Here is a 17,793-nt window from a genome sequence, read left to right as displayed (position 1 = left end):
GCGCGACCGCGGCGGGGCCCGCGCCGGCGGAAAGCCGACCGGCCGGCGGACCGTGTTCCCGGATGCCCTGGACGCCGCCTGATCGGGACGGGACCGAGGCGCCGACCATGACCGGGTGGGGCGACGCCTTCGTCCTGCGCGGGTGTACGTGGCTACCGCCGCGGGCACCGCCCGCCCGCGGCCTCTGCGGCCTCTGCGGCCTCTGCGGCCTCCGCGGCCAGCAGGGCCCGCAGCGCGCCCGGGGTCAGCCCGATCGACCGGCGCATGGTGTTGGTCATGTGGGCCTGGTCCGCGAAGCCCAACTCCGCCGCCAGGGAGGCGAGCCCCGTGTCGCCCTGGCTGATCCGGTCGAGCGCCCGGACGACCTTCAGCCGGATGCGGTAGCGGGCCAGGCCCTCGCCAGTGACCTCCCGGAAGATCCGGCTGAGGTGGTGGGGGGAGCACCCCACCGTGCGGGCCAGATCGTCCAGGCTCGAGCCGAGGTCCGCCGCCAGCGCGGCGCGCGCGGAGTCCACCAGCCGGCGGCGCGCCGACACCCGGACGGGGATGCCGGCAACGACCCGCTCCGGTACCAGGGCGGAGAGGATCTCCGAGGCGAGTTCCAGAGTCAGCTCGGTGAGTTCGAAGGCGTCCGCGCGGCCACGCGCCCGTGCCGCCAGCATCCGCTGGCGCACCGTCATCCGTGGCGTGGTGAACACCAGTCCCTGCGGCACGGTCGGGTCCCCGGCCAGCAGTTCGACGAGCCGGGGCTCCGAGAGCACGATCTCGGTGTAGGAGTCGCCGCCGCACGGGTGCGCGAACTGGTGCTCGCCGCCGGGGCGTTCGACGTAGACGCTGAGGGGGTCCAGCACCTGTTCCACGCCGTCCGCCCGGGCCAGGAAGAGGCCCCGGCGGACCATCACCAGACCGAACACCTGCATCGGGCGAACCTGCGTCCATCCGCGAGGCGGATGACGGCAGTCGACTTCCGCGCTGTAGACGTCGTCATCGCGCAGCAGGCAGAGGCGTTCGACCGGCATGCCCCCAGCGTAGGCCCGCCGCGGTGCGGGCGGACAGGTCCGGACACCGCCCGGTCGCTCGTCGTGCGTCGCGGGCATCCGGCCACCCCGCACGCCTCGCAGCCGTACGGCGTGGCCCGTACGGCGATCACCGGTCCCGGCCGCTTGCACGCCGCCGGCCGAACGCGCAAGAAGATGCAAGCCGGCCCGTCGTCCTCCCCTCCAGCATGGAACCCGCCGACGCCCCGCACGGGGGTCGAGGCGTCGGCGCCAACACGCCCCCTGGAGGAACACCGATGACCCGCGATCCGGGAACCACCGCGCGACGCACCCTGCTGCGCGGGGCCGTGGCCACCGTCGGCGCGGCCGCCCTGGGGCCGCTCACCGGGACGTCCGCGCGGGCCGACACGCCCGCCGAACCGCCCACCGCCCAGGGCAGTCGGGCCGCGGTCCGACGGCTCGGCCGCTACCGGGTCCTCGCTCTCCTCGACGCCCACGGCACCTTCCCGGTCGCCGCCGCGGCCGCCTTCCCGGACGCCACACCGGAAGCGTGGGAGCGCGCGCGGGAGCTCGACCCGCCCGCCTTCGGACCGCACGGCACGTGGGAACTGGACTTCCGCTGCTATGCCGTCCGCGCACCCGGCGGGCGGATCACCCTGGTCGACACCGGCATCGGCCCGGTGGGCAGTCCGGCCTCCAAGTGGGCGCCCGTCCCCGGCCGGCTCCCGCAGTCCCTGACGGCGGCCGGCATCCGACCGCAGGACGTCGACACCGTCGTCCTCAGCCACCTGCACGAGGACCACTACGGCTGGTCGGTCACCCCGGACGGTGTCCCGGTCTTCCCCGACGCGCAGTACGTCGTCCAGCAGGCGGAGGTCGCGGGGCTCGCCGCGGGCGACTCGGCGCTGCGGTACGTCGTGGACCCGCTGCGCCGGGCCGGCCTGCTGCGCCAGGTCGACGGCCGGTGCCGACTTCCCGGGCCCCGGGGGGCCGGCGCAGGACTCACCCTGTTCGGCACGCCGGGCCACACGCCGGGCCACCAGTCCCTCCTGGTCGAAGGGGGCGGACAACGGCTCCTGATCACCGGCGACGTGCTGGTCCACGCCGTCCAACTCGCCGACCCCGCGACCCGCTACGCCTTCGAGGCCGATCCCGCCCTGGCCCGCCGCACCCGCGAAGCCCTCCTCGCCGAAGCCGGGCGCACCGGCACCGTCCTGGCCACTCCCCACCTCAACCGCCCCTTCCTCCCGCTCCCGGCACCGGATGCCCCACGGCACTGACGCCTCCTGCGAACTACCGACCCGTCCGGCCACCACGGCCCGCGGGTGCCTTCTTCCGTATCCGGCCGCGGGATATCCGCTGGTGGGCGGTGGGCGGGAGGCAGCAGGATGCCGCCATGACGACGAGCGGGGTCCCCGGGACGGCGGCCGAAGCGGTGCGGGAACTGCGGGGGATCGCCCACGAGTGGGTCGACGGCCGGTACGCCGAGCCGCAGTCGCTGATCCAGGCCGCTCTGCGAGCCCTGGTCGCGGGCGTGGACACGCCGTCGCTGTGGCTCCTGGCCTGGCTGCTCAGCGGTGAAGAGGACCAGGCCCCAGGGCTGTTTGACCGGGTGACGGACGAGCTCGGGTTCGGGCTGTGCCCGCTTGAGGAGTACGGGGACTACTGGCAGGGCCGGCTGGCGCTCGCCCGCTGGTGGGCCGCCGAGATCGTGGGCGGATGGCTCGATCCCTTCGAGGGGGCCGGGCTCATCGTCGAGAACGTGGCCGAGGCCTACGGGGAGTGCGAGGAGCTGGCACCGATGGTCGACGCGGTGGCGGCGTACCTGGGCCATGGCGGATCGCAGGTGCCCGCGCAGGAGATCGCCGCGCACCTGACCCGGGCCGCCGGTGAACTCCTGACCCGCATCCCGCCCCCGCCCGGCCCTCCCTGACGGCACGACGGCCCGGCACCCGTGCCACGGGCGACCACGTCACAGCCTCCGCAAGCATGGCCGCGGCGGCCCTCATCCGGCCGCGGCGGCTCTCATCTGATCCGCAGGTGCTCCCATCGGGATGGCTTCCAAACCTCGGATGATCATCCGTACTCATCAGCCGGAGATTTGCGATAGTTTGTCACGCCTCAGCACGATGACTCACCCACGCGCGGCATCCGCCCCATGGGGTGAGGCACATCCCTCAACCGGGGAATCGTTGCTGATCACTGCAGCGGGGGCCTCGGTGAACGCCACGACCGGGCTCCGGCACGGCAGTTGTACCATGATCCAACTCAAGGGGGACACTTCACCATGCGTGCTTCGCACAAGCGCTTCCTCATGTCGGCCGTCGTGCCGATCGCTCTCCTCGGGAGCATGGCCGCCCAATGCGGCCCCAACAATGCCGACCCGAGCAACACCACGACCGGCTCGACCGCCACGACCGCTCCGACCGCCGCGACCGGCTCGACCGCCACGGCCGCTCCGACAGGCACGACCGCTCCGACCGCCACGGCCGCACCGACGGGCAACCCGGGGCCGATCAAGACCCTGTCGTCCGACGAGCTCACCAAGGCCCTGCTGACCAAGGCGGACGTGCCGGGCGCCACCACCGTGAACAGTGCCCCGGCCGGCGGCGACAGCAAGACGGTCGCGGACAAGCCCGCCTGCCAGCCCGTGCTCGACCTGATCGACGCGATGAACGCCGCGACGAAGCCGACCGCGGCCGTGAAGGCCGGTTTCAAGACGGGCGCTAACGGCGGGGTCATAGTCCAGCTCAACCAGTTCGCCGCCGGCCAGGGCGAGAAGGCCTTGTCGTCCGCCGCGGCCGCGCTCGGGGCGTGCTCCAGCATTCCCGGCTCCGTCCCCGGGAACGGCAACGAGAAGGTCACGATCTCCGTGTCGAAGCTGAGCGCCCCGACGCTCGGCGACGCGGCCCTGGCCTTCAAGCTGTCCTTCACCGGCGAGTCGGCGGGCGAGTACTCCTACGTCTTCGTCCGGAGCGGGGACGTCGTGATCGACATCAGCAACCTGGCGTCGGGATCCGTGCCGCAGCCGGACCAGGGCATGGTGAAGAAGCAGGTCGAGCAGGTCAAGGCCGCCCAGCAGCACTGAACCACCAGCGCAGACACCGAACCCCTGGGGCGCACGCTCCAGGGGTTCGGACATCCCCTTGGACGAGCAAGTCCGGCGACCTCGCCCAGCCCCTTCCCCCTCCCTCCCGCTCCACCGGCGGCGGCACGACGCGGGACGGCCAGGCCACGGGCACTCACCGAGGCGTGCCCGCAACGCCGTTCGGGGGAGTTCATCGACCCCGAACCGGCTGCTCTGTACCAACGGGCTCTGACACACGCTTCCTGCTCCCGGACCTGCCGTCCGCGCCGGGACCGTACAGGCCGTGGCCTCCTTCGACGTCGCCGACGACGGCCGGGGCACCCGGATCCGGTGGTCTTCAACCCGGAGAAGCTCCGCCCGTGGGCGCGGGAGGCATAAGAGGGGTGAGGGCGCCCGGCCCCCCTCGTACCGAACCCGAGCGGATCGGCTTTCGGTACTACCCCCGAGTGACGGGGGCCGGCGCACGACTCCACTCTGGGGCTTGATCAGCAGCAAGCACAAGTGAATGTTCATCGACCCAATCTCGTAGTATCACTGAGATGTTGAACCTAGAGCGCCTCCGGGTGCTGCACGCCGTGGCGACGACCGGATCGGTCGTGGGCGCAGCACGGTTGCTGCACGTCACCACCTCGGCGGTCTCGCAGCAGATGGCGCGGCTCGAACTGGAGACCGGTGCCCACCTGACCGAACGTCAGGGCCGGGGCATCCGCCTGACCGAGGCCGGCTCCCTGCTCGCCGACCAGGCAGCCGGACTGCTCGCACAGGCGGAGCGCGTCATGGCGACGATGGCGCAACACCGCGGAGTGGTGACCGGCGAGCTCACGATCGCGGCCTTCCCCACGGCCGCCCGCGGCCTGCTCCCGCCGACCCTGCGGGCCCTGCGCTCGCGCTACCCGGACCTGACCGTGTCGGCGCGGGAGCAGGAACCCTACGAGGCGGTCCCGGCGGTGCGTCGCGGGCTGCTCGACCTGGCGGTCGTCGAGGAGTGGATCGGGGACCCGCTCGTCCTGCCCCAGGGGCTCGAGCAGCGCGCCCTCCTGGAGGACTCCTATGACATCGCGCTGCCCCGGGACCACCGGCTCGCCGACCGCCCGGTGCTTGGTCTGGACGACCTCCTCGAGGAGGACTGGATCACCTCGAACAACGGGCAGTTGTGCCACGAATGGCTGGTGCGCAGGCTCAGGAACGCCCGCATCGCCCACACCGCCGCCGAGCACCCGACGCAGATCGCCCTGGTCGCGGCGCGGCTGGGCGTCGCCCTCATCCCGCGCCTGGGGCGTGAGCCGGCCTCCGCCCGGGTGCGGTTCGTCCCCCTGACGGACGGTCCTCGCCGCCGGGTCTTCGTCATCTGGCGTGCCACCTCGGCCGCGCGCCCCTCGGTCGGCGTCGTGGTCGACACCCTGAGCGAAGCCTGTCCCGGCGTCTAGCAGTTCGCACGCCGGGTGGCCCGCAACGCTGAGCGGGCCGCGCGATGTGCTCCGCGCGGCCCGCTTCCCTCTGGTGAAGGCGGGGGACGACGGGCGTTCCGCCTCCGTGTCCCCCGAGAAAGGCGATCACCGTCCCGGACGGCGATCTCGGTCAATTCGATCCCGCACTCTGCCCCAACACCTCGCGGGCGGAGCCGAGTTGCTGCTGTTCGGCGGCGCGGTCGCGGTCGAGTTCCGCTTGGTGTGCCTGGATCTGCTGCTGCTGGTAGGCGGCGTCCACCGCGTACCAGATGCCGATCAGGTTGGTCTGGCGCTTGCAGGCGATGTCGGCCTGGGCGGTGGCGATCTCCTGCTGGTCCGCCGTGGGCGAGGTGCGCCAGTGCGGGTCGTTGTAGGCGTCCATCGGCGAGGCGTAGTCGTAGCCGGCGGTCTTCATGCAGCCGGACCAGGCGGCGAAGGCGGCCTTGACCCGGTCGTCGGCGGTGGCCTTGAGGTAGCTGCGGGAGTTGATCTGCTCGCCGATCGGTGAGGAGCCGAAGGCCGCGCCGCCGGCGAGTTCGGCCTGGGCGTCCTGTTGGCACCGGAACACCGTGGTGCGCTGGTCGGTCGACAGGGAGGATAGGCCGTCGGTCGGCGCCTTGTCCCCGTCCGGTGCGGCCGGGTCGTGGTAGCCGTCCTTGGCGGCGGCGGCCGGGTCCGCCGGTCCGTAGCGGCGCGGTACCTCGCTGCCGCTGCGCTGGTGGGTGAGCTCGGGCGGCGTCGGGAAGGCGATGCCGTGCTGCCGCACGCAGTCGGCGGCCAGCACCCAGCTGGCGTGGGTGAGCCGGGCGTTCTCTGCCGGGGTGAGCACGTACTGCTCGATCGGCAGGCGCAGGGTGCCCAGGTCGGTCGGGGCGGCGGAGGGGACGGTGGCGCTGGGTGTGCCGGGGATGTCCGCCAGGGTCGGTACGGCGGCCGGGTGGTGCGGGGCGGCGGCCGGGTGGCCGGGGGTGGCGCAGCCGGCCAGCAGGGCGCCGAGCGCCGTGGCAAGGAGCGCGGCGGATCTGGTGGACACGCGGTGCGGGAGGCGCGGCACGGCGGTTGGGGACCTTCCTGGAGCTCGGGGTGCGGCTGCCGGGCCGGCCGCGGTCGTGCGAGCGGCCGGCCCGGCGGTGATCGGCGTGTGACCGGCGGGCCGTGCGGGATCGGAGCGCCGGCCCGTCAGTCGGCGACGATCACGAGTAGACGTTCGTCGAGTACGCGGCCTCGTTGTTGCGCGTGACCTGGAGGTTGCCGGCGCGGCCGGGGTAGACCACGTCGTAGGCACCCCATCCGTAGGCCTTGCTGTTGACGTACACGTAGATGTCCTGGCTGCCGCCGTTGCCGACCCAGGCGGCGGCGTTCTTGACGGGCTGGCCGTAACCGTTCCATTCCGTGCCGGACATGACGCCACCGTGGAACTTCTGGCCTTCCAGGTCGGTCCACTCGGAGGCCTCCGACGTCCACCAGGCGCCGTCGCCGTCACCGTTGTACGACAGGCAGATCCGGTGGTAGCAGAACCACGAGCTCCCGTCCGAGATGACGTCGGCGCTGGCCGGGGTGGCGAGGGCCACCGTGCCGGCGGTGAGGCCGGCCGTGGCGGCGAACAGCGCGATCTTGCTGCGCAGAACGGACATGGTGGTGCCTTTCCGATGATCGATGAGGGTGAAGCCCGGGAAGCCCCGGAAGGGGGAGGTGACGACACGTCTGCTGTCGGGGATGTCACGGGCAGACGCGTCGTGGACCTCGGAGCGCTGGAAGGGTCTCCTGACAGCGCGGGCGTCACGACGGCGGCGCCCGGCCTCCTCGCGCCGAAGCCGACGGACCGGCCACGGCGCTGCCCCCGAGTAACGGCGGCCCGGCGCACGATCCACACTCTGGGGCTTGATCACCAGCGCGCACAAGTGAACATCCGTGGACTGCATCTCGTAGCAGCGCTTAGATCTTGAACCTCGAACGCCTGCGCTTGCTACGCCCTGCGGCGACGACCGGATCGGTCGTGGGCGCCGCACACGCCTCGTGCACACCACCACCCTGGCGCTCGCACAGCAGGTGTCCCGACCGGAAGGGAAGACTGGCCATCAGCTGAGTTGTCGTCAAAGCTATGGCATGCACGGCCGGAGGAGCGGGAACCGAGCCAGGGCCATGATCGTCTCCGGGTCCGATACGGACGATCGGTCGAGTGGGGGACCTGCATGGCGAGGGTGGCGAGGGTGGCGGGCGTGTTGGTGTGCCTGCTGGCGGCAGGAGCCGTCTGGCTGCTCGGGATGCTGTCCGGTTTCGAGACCCGTCCGACCCGGGCGTGTGTCACCGAGCTCTACGGGTGGGACCCGGGGGCGTACCGCGAACCCGAACACAGGAACATCCGGATCGAGGAGTCGTTCCTCCCGCCCTCGCATGTCTGCCGCTGGCCGGACGGCCGGTCCGTCGAGCTGGTGCCGTGGTGGAATGCCCCGCTCCTGTTCGGCGCGCTGGGCGGGGCGGCCGCGCTGTCGGCGTACCCCCTGGCCCGGCGCGCGGTCGCCCGGCGCCGTCCGGCCTGCAGGACCGCAACAGCACGTCGGCCGACGACGTCGGCAACAGGCCGGGATCAGTCACTACGAGAAACGAGGCCGCAGCCCGAAAGCTGAAGCCTCGTCATAGGAAGTACCGTTGCAGTACCAGGAGTTGTGACAGGCGCCCTACCACCGGGTTGCCGGGCTACCAGCGAAGCCCGATCGAGTGACCCGTGACCTCGGGGTTGTTCATTGCGTTCGGCACCCCCGTCCCGGGCGGCCGGGAGCTGACGTGCACGTAGTACGTGACCCCGCGCGTCAGCGGCATGTCCACGGGGTAGCGGAACTCCTGTGCAGTCGACGTGAGGGTGGTCGATGGAAACCCATGGGGGCCGCTGGACGGGTACGCGTACACGTTCCCAGCCGTCAACCACACATAGACGGTGGCCGAAGCCGCTGTCGAGGCCTTGGCCGACGCCATCATGTAGAGCCTGTCGCCATCCCGCAGGTAGCAGGCCGACTCAGAGACGTTCGAAGCAGGCGCCGGCTGCTCCGACGCGCATACCGGGCCGGGACTCCCCGCCGCGGGGGTGGGGCTGGTCGGCACCGCGAGTCCCCCTGCCGAACCGGTGTTGGCCGCCCCGGCGGGTGCCGTCGGCGGCGTGCTCCGACCTGGCGCATTGGTGTCCGCCGCGCTGGTCGGGAGTACCCCCGACGACGTCCCGGTGATCGTTACGGCCGGGGCCGGACTGTCTGCGGTTGCCCGTACGTCACCCCGGCCCTTCTCGCCCTTCAGGGCGACGAGGACGACCGCCACAAGACCGATAAGGGCAAGGGAACCGAGCACAAGAACAATGGGGTTCTTGTTGCCGTCCGAGCCGACGTTGACCTGCTGCACTGGCTCTCGCGCCCCGGCTTCTTGTAGCAGTCAAAACGCGTTCGCGGCGTTGATCGCTGCGGACAGGGCCGCGACGATCGCGGGGGCGCCGCCCGATCCGACCAGGAACTGCCGGGCTGTGGTCAGCTTGCCCTTCGCGGTCTGCCCGTCGGCGTTCGGGCCAGTCACGGCCTCGGCCGCCTCGCGGACTTGTCCTTCCAGCTTGCCTGCGACAACCCCGGTGAGAGCACCGGTGTCACGGGCGGCGCTGATCTCCTCCAGCACGGCGGCGAGGGCGCTCTGAAGTTCGGCCTGCCTGGGCGCCCCCGACCCGATGACAAGGCCGCCGTTCTCAAAGTGGTTGACAGTGTCAACCTTTTCGTAGTTATTGAAGTTGCCGCCTTGAGTCGACAGCTTGTTGATCTTCACCGGGCCCCCTGCGAGCTAGGTGGATTAGGTGGATTCACACCCTCGGCCATGTCTGGAGATCCAGAGGCTAACGGTACGTCAATTCAGTTGTCCACAAGCCTGCAGGGCGCCACAGCGCACAGCGGCCAGGCTTGCAGCACTACTGTGCGAGTGCGCCCCCGCGCACGCCGGGAGCTCCTGGGCTAGCGCCGTCACAACACCGGGAACCAGTGGGTTCACATCACCCACCAGGCCATCCGGCCGCACGCGAACACCTCGAGTCCGGCTGGCCCAGTGGCCGGCCCGTCGGTTCACCGGAAGAAGCCCACTGTCCTGGCCATCCGACCCACGCCCCCGACGAACCTCCGCGGAGCTGCACTAGGCTCGCGCCATGGAGCTGGAGCTGGCGCTGGAGCCGCTGCGTCGGGTGCTGCTGGAGCGGGGGACCACCGGCTGTCCGGAGACGGTCGCCGCGGCGGTGGAGGCTGCCCGGACGGCACTGGCCGGCGGGGTGGACACCCCGGGCCTGTGGGAGCTCGGCGTGCTGTCCGAGTCGGACGTTCTGGAGGCGCGCCGGCTGCTGGCCGAGGTGGAGCAGGAACTCTGGCCGGAGCTGCGGCTGCCCGCCACCGTGGAGGCCCGCGCCCGGGCGTTGGCCCGGTACTGGCTGCGGGACCTGCTGGACGGTCGTCTCGATCCGCTGGTGGTGGCCGGGCGGATCGACTTCGCGTTGGGCCCCGCCGACGACCCCGGCTCGCCGCTGTGGCCGGTCCGCCGATGGCTGTACCACGCGGAGGACCAGCAGGAACACTGCGGCGGGCCGACGAAGGAGCTGGTGGCCGAACTGCATGACCTGGCCGCCCGGCTGCTGGCCGGTCCGCTGTCCTGACGGTCAGGTACCGACGGAAGTACGGCCTCTACCATGATCGAGTCGAGGCGTTCGGGGGAGGGGATCCGATCGCGGCGTACCACCTGACGTACTTCTGCCGGTCGGACGAGGAGAACGGGCGAGCAGCGATCAGCCGCCTCCTGGACGAGCTCCTGTCAACTGGTGATCTCCTGGTGACCGAGCGGTCCGGTCCGTTCGTCGACGAGGTCGCCGTGTGCTCGACGGCGACGAGAGGGACCGCAGGAGATCCCGTCGCCGACTGGCCGACCCTTGAGGTGCAAGCGGGAGTGTCGTGGATCGCGGAGTCGGTGATCGCCGCTTCACCTGACGACGAGCACGGGATCTGGGGCTGCGACCTCCTCGCAACGGTCACTCTCATCGGGGACAACCCTGACTGGACGCTCGTCGGACCGCCCTCGCTGCGGTCCTGGTGAAGTCGGCCGGCCCGGCAGGGGTCGCGGCACCCGCGTTCTGTCGGTCCTGGAATCGGTGGCTCCGCTTGCCCCGTGCCGGTCACACGAAGCGATCGCCAGTCGGCCCGGGCCGACTGGCGATGCGCCGCTCCTACCGGTGTGCGCCTCTCCCACGGCCCAGGCGCACACCGGCGAAGACCAGGGCGGCGACGAACAGCACGACGCCGATGACGAGTAGCCACAGCAGGCCCTTGACCAGGGCGCCGACGAAGCCGAACACCACCGCGATCAGCAGGATGAACAGGAACAGTGCCATGCCGGTGCCTTCCTCGGTCAGTCCTTGCGCCTGAGTGCGCCCTTCACCCGGTCGGCCGCGCCCTGCGCGGCGTCCTTGACATCGTCGGCGGCCTGCCTGAGCTTCGACTCCACCTGATCGGCCTGGCCCTCACCCTTGAGCTCCTGGTCGCCGGTGAGGTCGCCGGCCTTCTCCTTCGCCTTGCCGGCTACTTCCTGCGCCTTGTTCGACAGGTCACCCATCGATTCCTCCAGCGGTTCCCGGCGGTACGGCAGCACCGCGCTTTCGTCACCTTTTGCCCGGTATTGACTCTTTCATTCCTCTTCATTCCTCCTTCGGCGAGGGGCAGCCGCTCCCGCGGTGGGGGGGGGGGGGGGGGGGTCAGGCGGCAGCGGGGGTGAGGTCGGCGCGGCCGAACAGGAGCGCGTACCCGCGGGGGAGGTAGGCGAGGAGGCGGTCGGTGAGCTGGTTGCCGGCGAGGTCGGCGAGGGCGGTCAGGACGCAGGAGGCGTCCCAGCGGGCGCCCGCGAGGGTGGTGTGGAGGGTGCGGGCGACGGCTTCGGCGAAGGCCGGTGCAGTCACCGGCCGGTCGAGCGGGATCGGGGCGACGAACGCGGCGCGGGCGTGTTCGGGCAGTGCGGCGGCAAGGGCGCAGCGTTCTTCGCCGGTGAGCTGGGAGCCGAGTATGCCCAGGACGGTTTCGAGGACCTGTTCGGCCTCCTGGTCGCTGGAGTAGCGGCCGAGTTCGCGGACGTGCTGGACCAGGCTGTGGCGGGTCATGGCGGGTGGCCTTCCGGAACGGTCCGCCGCGGCTGAGCGCGTCGGTGGGGTCGGGGTTCAGGGGCGTCGGCCGGCGGCAGGGCGAGCACGACGCGCGGCGCACGCTCCGCTTCCCCGGGCGTGCCGTACTCGCCCGCGTTCGCGGACGGTGTCCAGGAACGCTTCCCAGCGGATCCTCACCGTGTTCACCTTCCTCCCGGATGGGGGGCGGACGGGGCCCGTTCCGCCGTCCGGTCCGGGACGGGGGCCAGGCGGCGGGTGAGGCCGGTGAGCCTGAGGATCCGGGCGACCGGGCGGCTGACGCCGCGCAGGACGAGGCGGCGGCCGCCGCGGTCGGCCTGGTTGCGGGCCTGGACGAGTGCGCCGAGGCCCGAGCAGTCCATGAAGGTGACCTGTGACAGGTCGAGCACCACCACGTGGTGTTCGGCGAGTGCGCGTTCCAGTTCGCGGAGCAGGCGCGGCGCGGTGTCGAGGTCGATCTCGCCGCGCGCCCGGACCGTGAACGGGCTCACCAGAGTGGTCATCGCAGGACTCGCAGCCCCGTTCGCCGCGTAGTGGGCGGGCGGGAGAAGGGAAGGGGCGGGGGTGTCCCGTGCCGCGCCTACGGGGGGAATCAGGGGCGGCACGGGACGGTCCGGGGGCGGGGTCAGGCCTGGAGCTGCTTGGGGTTGCCGCTGTGGCTGATGGTGATCTTGCGGGGCTTGGCCTTCTCGGCGACCGGGATCTTCAGTGTCAGCACGCCGCAGTCGTAGTCGGCGGTGATCCCGGAGGGGTCGAGGGTGTCGGAGAGCATGACCTGCCGGGAGAACACGCCGAGGGGGCGCTCGGTCAGCTCCCACCTCACGTCCTCGCCTTCCTGGCGGGGGCGGCGCTCGGCCTTGACCGTGAGCATGTTCCGTTCGACGTCGATGTCGATCGCCTGCGGGTCCACCCCGGGCAGGTCGAAGCAGATCACGTACTCCTCGCCGGCGCGGTAGGCGTCCAGCGGCATCGGCGTCGGGCGCGACCAGGTGCCGGTCGTGTTGAGGAACTGCTGGGTCAGCCGGTCCAGCTCGCGGAACGGGTCAGTGCGCATCAGCATCGCGAAACACCTCCACAGGTCGATGGGTGCCAGTGCGCTTCACCGGACACCGTTGTAGCATGTCATCCGTTCGATGACAACAGCACCTCGTCATCCCTAGAATGACGTCATGAGTACAAAGCCGCCGAAGCCCGACCCCAGCCCTGGCCGCGACTCCGGGCCGGTTTCCTTCCTCGCCGCCGCCGCGGCACTCGCCGCCATCGACGACGCCGTGCGCACCGCCCACGCGCCGGCCTCCGCACCCCGGGACGCCGAGGAAGGCGGTGCCGAGCACGCGCTGGCCGCCCTGCTCCTGCTGCGCGAACTGCGCGGCCGGCTCGCGGACTGGGAGGCCCCGCTGGTCGAGGCCGCCCGCGCCGGCGGCGCGACCTGGGCCGACCTCGCCCGCCCCATGGGCGTCGCCAGCCGCCAGGCCGCCGAGAACCGCTACCTGCGCCTGCGCCCCGCCGGCACCACTTCGCCGGGGGAGACCGGAGCCGAGCGGGTCAAGGCCGTGCGCGACCGCCGTGCGGCCGACCGCGCCGTCGGCGTCTGGGCCCGCGACAACGGCGCCGCCCTGCGTGTCCTGGCCGCCCGGATCACCGCCGCGCCCGGCCACACCCCTGCCGCCGGGCCCGCGCTGACCGCGCTCACCGCCGCCCTCGGCACCGCCGACCCGGCCGACCTCATAGCCCCCCTGGCCGACATGCGCCCCCACCTCGCCGCCGCCCACCCCGACCTCGCCACCCGGCTCGACGACCTCACCCGCCAGACCGACCGACTCCGCGATGACAGCCACCAACGACGCGCCTGACCCCCACGCGACCGGCCCGGACCGGTGGCAGCCCATCCTGAACGGGATCGCCGACCTCCAAAGCCGGGTCCGCAGCCTCGGAAACGACGTCAACGCCACGCTCGACGCCCACCTCGCCCGACTCGAGACCCTGCGCCACCAACTCGCCCACCCCGCCTGGATCACCGCCGTGAAGGCCCCGGGCAACGAGCCCGGCGCCGGGCCTCAACCTCCGCCCGGCGCCGCCCGGTACCCGCACCGCGGCTCGGCCGACCCCACCGGGCCGGATGCCACCTGGATGATCTCTTCCAAGGGGTGAGGCGAGCTGAAGACGGGTGGCGGCGTCCGGCGCGGAGCGAGTAGCGTCCGAGTTCGATGCCTGACTCCTGGGACACCATCGCCGACTGGTACGCGGAACTGCTGCGGGCGGGTTCCGCAATGCACGACTTCAACCGTGATGTGCTGCTCCATCACCTCCCGGAGGAGCTCGGCGGCAATCGCGCCCTCGACCTCGGGTGTGGCGAGGGGATCATCGCCCGAGCGGTGGCCGCCCGCGGAGCCTCCGGGTGACCGCCGGGCTGTCCCTGAACAACGTGCCCGACCTCGACGCGGCGCTCGCGGCCGTGCGGCGAGTGCTGGTGGCGCAGGGCTCACTCGTCTTCACCATCCCCCACCCCTGCTTCGAAGCGCCGTACGCCACCTGGACGCAGGCGCCCGATGGGACCGTCCGCCGGGTCGTCGGCCACCACCTCACCGAAGGCTTCTGGCGCTCCGGCAACCCCGACGGTGCTCGCCGGGCCGGCAACCGACACCGGACGCTGTCCACGTACCTGACCGCACTGGTCCGGCACGGTTTCGTCTTGGAAGCCGTTACCGAGCCGGTCCCATGTGCCCGAGTGGCAGCCGCGCAACCACAGCGGGCCGGGCTGCCCCCGTTCCTCGCCATCCGCGCGCGCCGCGCCTGACTAAGAGCCGGTACCAACCGCATCCGTTCCGCGGTGAAGCAGGACGAGGGAGTCCGGATCAGGCGCCACAACCGGTCTTTGGACTCCCTCACTTCATCTCATGCGCGCCGGCGAGTCCTTCGCATCAGTCCTCTACAGAGCACTGGGCTCCTCGGGGCGCGCGTCGAATGCGGCGCGGGCGGCGTGGATACGGGAGGCGTGGTCGACGGCCCAGTCGGCGACGGCGGTGGTGAGCTCGCCGGCGGCGTGTCCGAGATCAGTGAGGGAGTACTCGACGCGCGGGGGCACGGTGGGGTAGACGGTGCGGGCGACGAGGCCGTCGCGTTCGAGGGCGCGCAGGGTCTGGGTGAGCATCTTCTGCGTCACGCCGTCGAGCAGGCGCCGCAGTTGGCTGAATCGCAGGGGTCCGGGGGAGCGGCGCAGGGCGGCGAGGACGTACAGGGACCACTTGTTGGCGAGGACCTCGACGACTGTGCGGGAGGGACAGTCGCGACGGTAGGTCGCGAGTAGGTCGGCGTTGCTGCGGCGCGAGTCGGTATCCATGAGGTACCTGAATACCCTTCAGGTACCTACTTCACAAGTGATACCCATCGCGACCAGGATGATCGCCATGGCGAGGCGACCGGGAACGGCCCGGTCCCCGTCGGCGTCGATCATCAGGGGGATTCCATGGGCAGCGATATGCGCGCGGTCGTCGTCCGCGAGTACGGCGGGCCGCAGGTGTTGGCGGCGGCCCGTGTGCCGGTGCCGGAACCGGGCCCGGGCGAGGTCCTGGTCAAGATCGCGTACGCCGGGGTCAACCCCGCCGACTGGCGCATCCGCTCCGGACAGGTGCGCCGCTTCGGTACCCCGCCGTTTTCGATCGGCCTCGACATGGCCGGGACCGTCGAGACGACCGGCCCGGGGGCCACCCGGTTCCAGCCGGGCGACCGCGTTTACGGGGTGACGATCCCGCCGCGCGGCTCCTACGCCCAGTACGCGGCCGTCCCCGAATCCCAGCTGGCCGCTGCGCCCCGGCGCGCGGGCCTGCGCGAGGCGGCGGCGCTGCCGGTGACGGCGCTGACGGCGTGGCAGGCGCTGGAGCGCGCCGGCACGGTGGAAGGGAGCAGCCGGGTGCTGGTCCACGCGGCGGCGGGCGGCGTCGGCCACCTGGCGGTCCAGCTGGCCAAGGCACGCGGCGCCTTCGTCATCGGCACCGCTCGCGAGGCCAACCACTCCTTCGTGCGCGGGCTGGGTGCGGACGAGGTCCTCGACTACACGGCGACGGACTTCGCCGCCGAGCTCGCCGCCGACGGCCGCCGGGTGGACGCGGTGATCGACCCGATCAGCGGCGACTACGGCCTGCGGTCGCTTCAGGTGCTCAGGGCCGGCGGTGTCCTGGTCGACGTGCGCGGCACCGGCCCGGTCCGCACCGCCCTGCGCACACGCGCCGACGAGCTCGGCCTCGGGCTGGTCGAGCTGTCCTTCACCCCGTCCGGTGAGGACCTGGCCACTCTCGCCACCCTCGTCGACCAGGACCTGCTGCGAGTGTCCCTGGCCCGCACCTACCCCCTGGAGCACGCCGCCGAAGCCCACGCCACCAGCGAGTCGGGGCGCACCCGCGGCAAGATCGTCCTTTCCATCGCCCCCGACGCCGACGCCGATCCGCTGCCGTAGCGTCCTGTGGGCTTCTCTCCCTTCGTGTCATGCATGCCGGCGAGCCCTTGACATCCGTCATCCCGGCGTGCGGCCGGCCGCGCTCGCGGTCACCGTGAGGGAATGGACGAGCGCACCGCCGCCTGCGCTGCGCTCCCGTGGCGCCGTCGTCGCCGTCCCCGCAGGGCTGTTGGTCCCGTGGTGCGCCCGGCGCCGCCGGTTGCGGCCGTGGAACCGCACGCGACCATCCTGTTGACTCCCCGTTGACTGGACGTCGATGCCCGAACGGCAGCCTCGCCGCCGACCACTGAACCAGCACGGAGGAGTCGTCGTGGTCAAGAAGTCCGTTCGGAACGTCGTCGTGGCTGTCGTGTCCTGATGTCCGGTAGGCCCTGGTTCCCGTCCGGGACCGGGCCGGTCAGCTGTGGGGCCGGATCCGCCCCAGGGGCTCCGTGGGCTCCGGGCCGTGCTCACCGGGCCTGCGGACCGTTGCGACGAGTCGCCGCAGCGAGGCGTGGGCGGGTGGGCCCCAGGTGACCTTGCCGCCGGGGCGCCCGTGGACGCCGGCGTCTGCGATGAGGAGGCCGGCGAGGGCGCGCCACACGGCCCAGCCGCGGGCGCGGCGCAGGGTGGCGGGGTCCGGGGTCGGCCGGTAGGCGCGGTGGAAGCGGTCGGTGGCGCCGTCCGGCAGCAGGATCCACGCTGCCGCGAGGTCGATGGCCGGGTCGCCTGCGAAGAGGTCGCCGAAGTCGATCACGCCGCAGATGGTGCCGTCGGTGGTGAGCACGTTGGCCGGGTGCAGGTCGCCGTGGAGCCACAGGGCCGGGCCTGTCCAGTGGGGCGCGGAGGCGGCGTCTTCCCAGACGGCGCGGACGGCGTCCGGGTCGGGGATCAGCCCCTTGTCGGTGGCCGAGGCGAGCCGTTCGGCGAAGCCTTCGGCGTGGTCGGCCGGCGGTCCTCCGCGGTCACGGCCGGTGGGCGCTCCGTCGGGGGCGGGTCGGTGAAGGGCCGTCAGGAAGGCGGCCAGGGCGTCGGCCGCCTCCGCGGCGCGCGTGGCGGGGGCGCGGTCGGCGGGCTCGCCCGGCACCCAGGTGGTGACGATCCAGGGCCGTGGGAACCGCTCGGAGGGCTCGCCGAGGCGCTGCGGGACGGGCACCGGCAGGGGAAGGTGCGGGGCGAGGGCGGGCAGCCAGGCGTGCTCCTTGCGCAGCAGCGCGTCGGCGGACTCCGTTGCCCAGGGCAACCGGACGGCGAGGTCGTCGCCGAGCCGCCACAGCTGGTTGTCCCAGCCACGCGCGCCCAGCCTCACCGGGCGATCGGCCAGGTCGGGATGCTGGTCACGCAACAGGTGGCGGACCAACTCCGCCGTGACTTCGAGCCGGGTGTGGGTCATGCGGAGCAACGGTAGTCGGGCAGCGGTCCGCCCGTGGAGCACTCGATCGGGCGATCGACGATCTGCCTCGTCCGTGGCGGCTCATCACCCCCGGCCGAACGTCCCGTTGTCCACGGTCACGTCCGTCGCGCAGACCGGGGTCGACGCGATGTCCGTCGGCGTCATCTCGCACAGCGCCGGCCTTCGACCTCGGTCCGCTGTCGACACCGACGACGCTCGCGGGCGAATCGCCGCGCGCCGCGGCCGATGGACGCCCGGC

General features: G+C 72.2%; 23 protein-coding genes. 11 read left to right on the top strand and 12 right to left on the bottom strand.

Features of this window, described 5'->3' with window-relative positions; genetic code table 11:
• Positions 1–152: 152 nt before the first annotated feature.
• Positions 153–1,019 (bottom strand): helix-turn-helix domain-containing protein, encoded by an 867-nt coding sequence (locus tag PUR71_RS12985; protein ID WP_329927102.1) that lies wholly within the window; start codon positions 1,017–1,019, stop codon positions 153–155.
• 275 nt (positions 1,020–1,294) lie between these two features.
• On the opposite strand from PUR71_RS12985, the gene PUR71_RS12980 reads away from it, so the two are divergent.
• From PUR71_RS12980 to PUR71_RS12965, 4 genes are all read left to right on the top strand, one after another.
• A complete protein-coding gene (locus tag PUR71_RS12980) occupies positions 1,295–2,278 on the top strand; it encodes an MBL fold metallo-hydrolase (protein WP_329927101.1) in 984 nt (327 codons plus the stop codon).
• A gap of 116 nt (positions 2,279–2,394) precedes the next feature.
• Positions 2,395–2,931 carry a hypothetical protein gene (locus tag PUR71_RS12975; RefSeq protein ID WP_329927100.1) on the top strand — a complete coding sequence of 179 codons (537 nt, stop codon included), beginning with the start codon at positions 2,395–2,397 and terminating at the stop codon, positions 2,929–2,931.
• Between the two features lie 354 nt (positions 2,932–3,285).
• Positions 3,286–4,086, top strand: a complete 801-nt coding sequence (locus tag PUR71_RS12970) for a hypothetical protein (protein WP_329927099.1) — start codon at positions 3,286–3,288, stop codon at positions 4,084–4,086.
• A gap of 539 nt (positions 4,087–4,625) precedes the next feature.
• Positions 4,626–5,513 carry a LysR family transcriptional regulator gene (locus tag PUR71_RS12965; RefSeq protein ID WP_329927098.1) on the top strand — a complete coding sequence of 296 codons (888 nt, stop codon included), beginning with the start codon at positions 4,626–4,628 and terminating at the stop codon, positions 5,511–5,513.
• A 151-nt stretch (positions 5,514–5,664) separates the two neighbouring features.
• Here PUR71_RS12965 and PUR71_RS12960 read toward each other — a convergent pair whose 3' ends face one another.
• From PUR71_RS12960 to PUR71_RS12945, 4 genes are all read right to left on the bottom strand, one after another.
• Complete coding sequence (locus PUR71_RS12960; RefSeq protein WP_329927097.1) at positions 5,665–6,567, bottom strand: hypothetical protein; 903 nt, start codon at positions 6,565–6,567, stop codon at positions 5,665–5,667.
• A 160-nt stretch (positions 6,568–6,727) separates the two neighbouring features.
• Positions 6,728–7,168, bottom strand: coding sequence for a hypothetical protein (locus tag PUR71_RS12955; RefSeq protein ID WP_329927096.1), 441 nt, complete (start codon positions 7,166–7,168; stop codon positions 6,728–6,730).
• Between the two features lie 1,063 nt (positions 7,169–8,231).
• The gene (locus PUR71_RS12950) at positions 8,232–8,924 is read right to left on the bottom strand and encodes a hypothetical protein (RefSeq protein WP_329927095.1); all 693 of its coding nucleotides are present in this window, start codon (positions 8,922–8,924) and stop codon (positions 8,232–8,234) included.
• Between the two features lie 30 nt (positions 8,925–8,954).
• Positions 8,955–9,332: a hypothetical protein gene (locus PUR71_RS12945; RefSeq protein ID WP_329927094.1), complete on the bottom strand. Its 378-nt coding sequence runs from the start codon at positions 9,330–9,332 to the stop codon at positions 8,955–8,957.
• Between the two features lie 370 nt (positions 9,333–9,702).
• On the opposite strand from PUR71_RS12945, the gene PUR71_RS12940 reads away from it, so the two are divergent.
• Together PUR71_RS12940 and PUR71_RS12935 are read left to right on the top strand one after the other, a co-directional pair.
• Positions 9,703–10,200: a hypothetical protein gene (locus tag PUR71_RS12940; protein ID WP_329927093.1), complete on the top strand. Its 498-nt coding sequence runs from the start codon at positions 9,703–9,705 to the stop codon at positions 10,198–10,200.
• Positions 10,201–10,373: 173 nt separating this feature from the next.
• Entirely contained in the window at positions 10,374–10,634 is a 261-nt protein-coding gene (locus PUR71_RS12935; protein WP_329927092.1) for a hypothetical protein, read from the top strand.
• Between the two features lie 130 nt (positions 10,635–10,764).
• Here the strand turns inward: PUR71_RS12935 and PUR71_RS12930 are convergent, their stop codons facing one another.
• The 5 genes from PUR71_RS12930 to PUR71_RS12910 form a co-directional block, all read right to left on the bottom strand.
• On the bottom strand, positions 10,765–10,929 hold the full coding sequence (locus tag PUR71_RS12930; protein ID WP_329927091.1) for a hypothetical protein: 165 nt from the start codon (positions 10,927–10,929) through the stop codon (positions 10,765–10,767).
• A gap of 17 nt (positions 10,930–10,946) precedes the next feature.
• The gene (locus PUR71_RS12925) at positions 10,947–11,186 is read right to left on the bottom strand and encodes a CsbD family protein (protein WP_329927090.1); all 240 of its coding nucleotides are present in this window, start codon (positions 11,184–11,186) and stop codon (positions 10,947–10,949) included.
• 103 nt (positions 11,187–11,289) lie between these two features.
• Entirely contained in the window at positions 11,290–11,688 is a 399-nt protein-coding gene (locus tag PUR71_RS12920; RefSeq protein ID WP_329927089.1) for a DUF2267 domain-containing protein, read from the bottom strand.
• 185 nt (positions 11,689–11,873) lie between these two features.
• On the bottom strand, positions 11,874–12,212 hold the full coding sequence (locus PUR71_RS12915; protein WP_329927088.1) for an STAS domain-containing protein: 339 nt from the start codon (positions 12,210–12,212) through the stop codon (positions 11,874–11,876).
• A gap of 122 nt (positions 12,213–12,334) precedes the next feature.
• The gene (locus PUR71_RS12910; RefSeq protein ID WP_329927087.1) at positions 12,335–12,769 is read right to left on the bottom strand and encodes an Hsp20/alpha crystallin family protein; all 435 of its coding nucleotides are present in this window, start codon (positions 12,767–12,769) and stop codon (positions 12,335–12,337) included.
• Between the two features lie 109 nt (positions 12,770–12,878).
• Between PUR71_RS12910 and PUR71_RS12905 the strand changes: the two genes are divergently transcribed.
• Genes PUR71_RS12905 through PUR71_RS12890 form a run of 4 tightly spaced genes read left to right on the top strand, consistent with a single transcriptional unit; the run spans position 12,879 to position 14,506 of the window.
• A complete protein-coding gene (locus tag PUR71_RS12905) occupies positions 12,879–13,562 on the top strand; it encodes a type III effector protein (RefSeq protein WP_329927086.1) in 684 nt (227 codons plus the stop codon).
• Positions 13,537–13,860, top strand: coding sequence for a hypothetical protein (locus PUR71_RS12900; RefSeq protein ID WP_329927085.1), 324 nt, complete (start codon positions 13,537–13,539; stop codon positions 13,858–13,860). Before PUR71_RS12905 ends, PUR71_RS12900 begins: the two co-directional genes overlap by 26 nt.
• 56 nt (positions 13,861–13,916) lie before the next feature.
• A complete protein-coding gene (locus PUR71_RS12895; RefSeq protein WP_329927084.1) occupies positions 13,917–14,111 on the top strand; it encodes a methyltransferase in 195 nt (64 codons plus the stop codon).
• Positions 14,108–14,506 carry a hypothetical protein gene (locus PUR71_RS12890; RefSeq protein WP_329927083.1) on the top strand — a complete coding sequence of 133 codons (399 nt, stop codon included), beginning with the start codon at positions 14,108–14,110 and terminating at the stop codon, positions 14,504–14,506. Before PUR71_RS12895 ends, PUR71_RS12890 begins: the two co-directional genes overlap by 4 nt.
• Positions 14,507–14,638: 132 nt before the next feature.
• On the opposite strand, the gene PUR71_RS12885 is transcribed toward PUR71_RS12890, so the two are convergent.
• A complete protein-coding gene (locus PUR71_RS12885) occupies positions 14,639–15,049 on the bottom strand; it encodes a winged helix-turn-helix transcriptional regulator (RefSeq protein ID WP_329927082.1) in 411 nt (136 codons plus the stop codon).
• Between the two features lie 126 nt (positions 15,050–15,175).
• On the opposite strand from PUR71_RS12885, the gene PUR71_RS12880 reads away from it, so the two are divergent.
• Positions 15,176–16,162: an NADP-dependent oxidoreductase gene (locus PUR71_RS12880; RefSeq protein ID WP_329927081.1), complete on the top strand. Its 987-nt coding sequence runs from the start codon at positions 15,176–15,178 to the stop codon at positions 16,160–16,162.
• A 397-nt stretch (positions 16,163–16,559) separates the two neighbouring features.
• On the opposite strand, the gene PUR71_RS12875 is transcribed toward PUR71_RS12880, so the two are convergent.
• Positions 16,560–17,534 carry a phosphotransferase gene (locus tag PUR71_RS12875; protein WP_329927080.1) on the bottom strand — a complete coding sequence of 325 codons (975 nt, stop codon included), beginning with the start codon at positions 17,532–17,534 and terminating at the stop codon, positions 16,560–16,562.
• Positions 17,535–17,793 lie beyond the last annotated feature (259 nt).

The organism is Streptomyces sp. SP17BM10, from assembly GCF_036322405.1.
Classification (GTDB): Bacteria; Actinomycetota; Actinomycetes; order Streptomycetales; family Streptomycetaceae; genus Kitasatospora.
The sequence above is the reverse complement of the archived record's forward strand: the minus strand, read 5'-3'. Positions and strand labels throughout refer to the sequence as shown.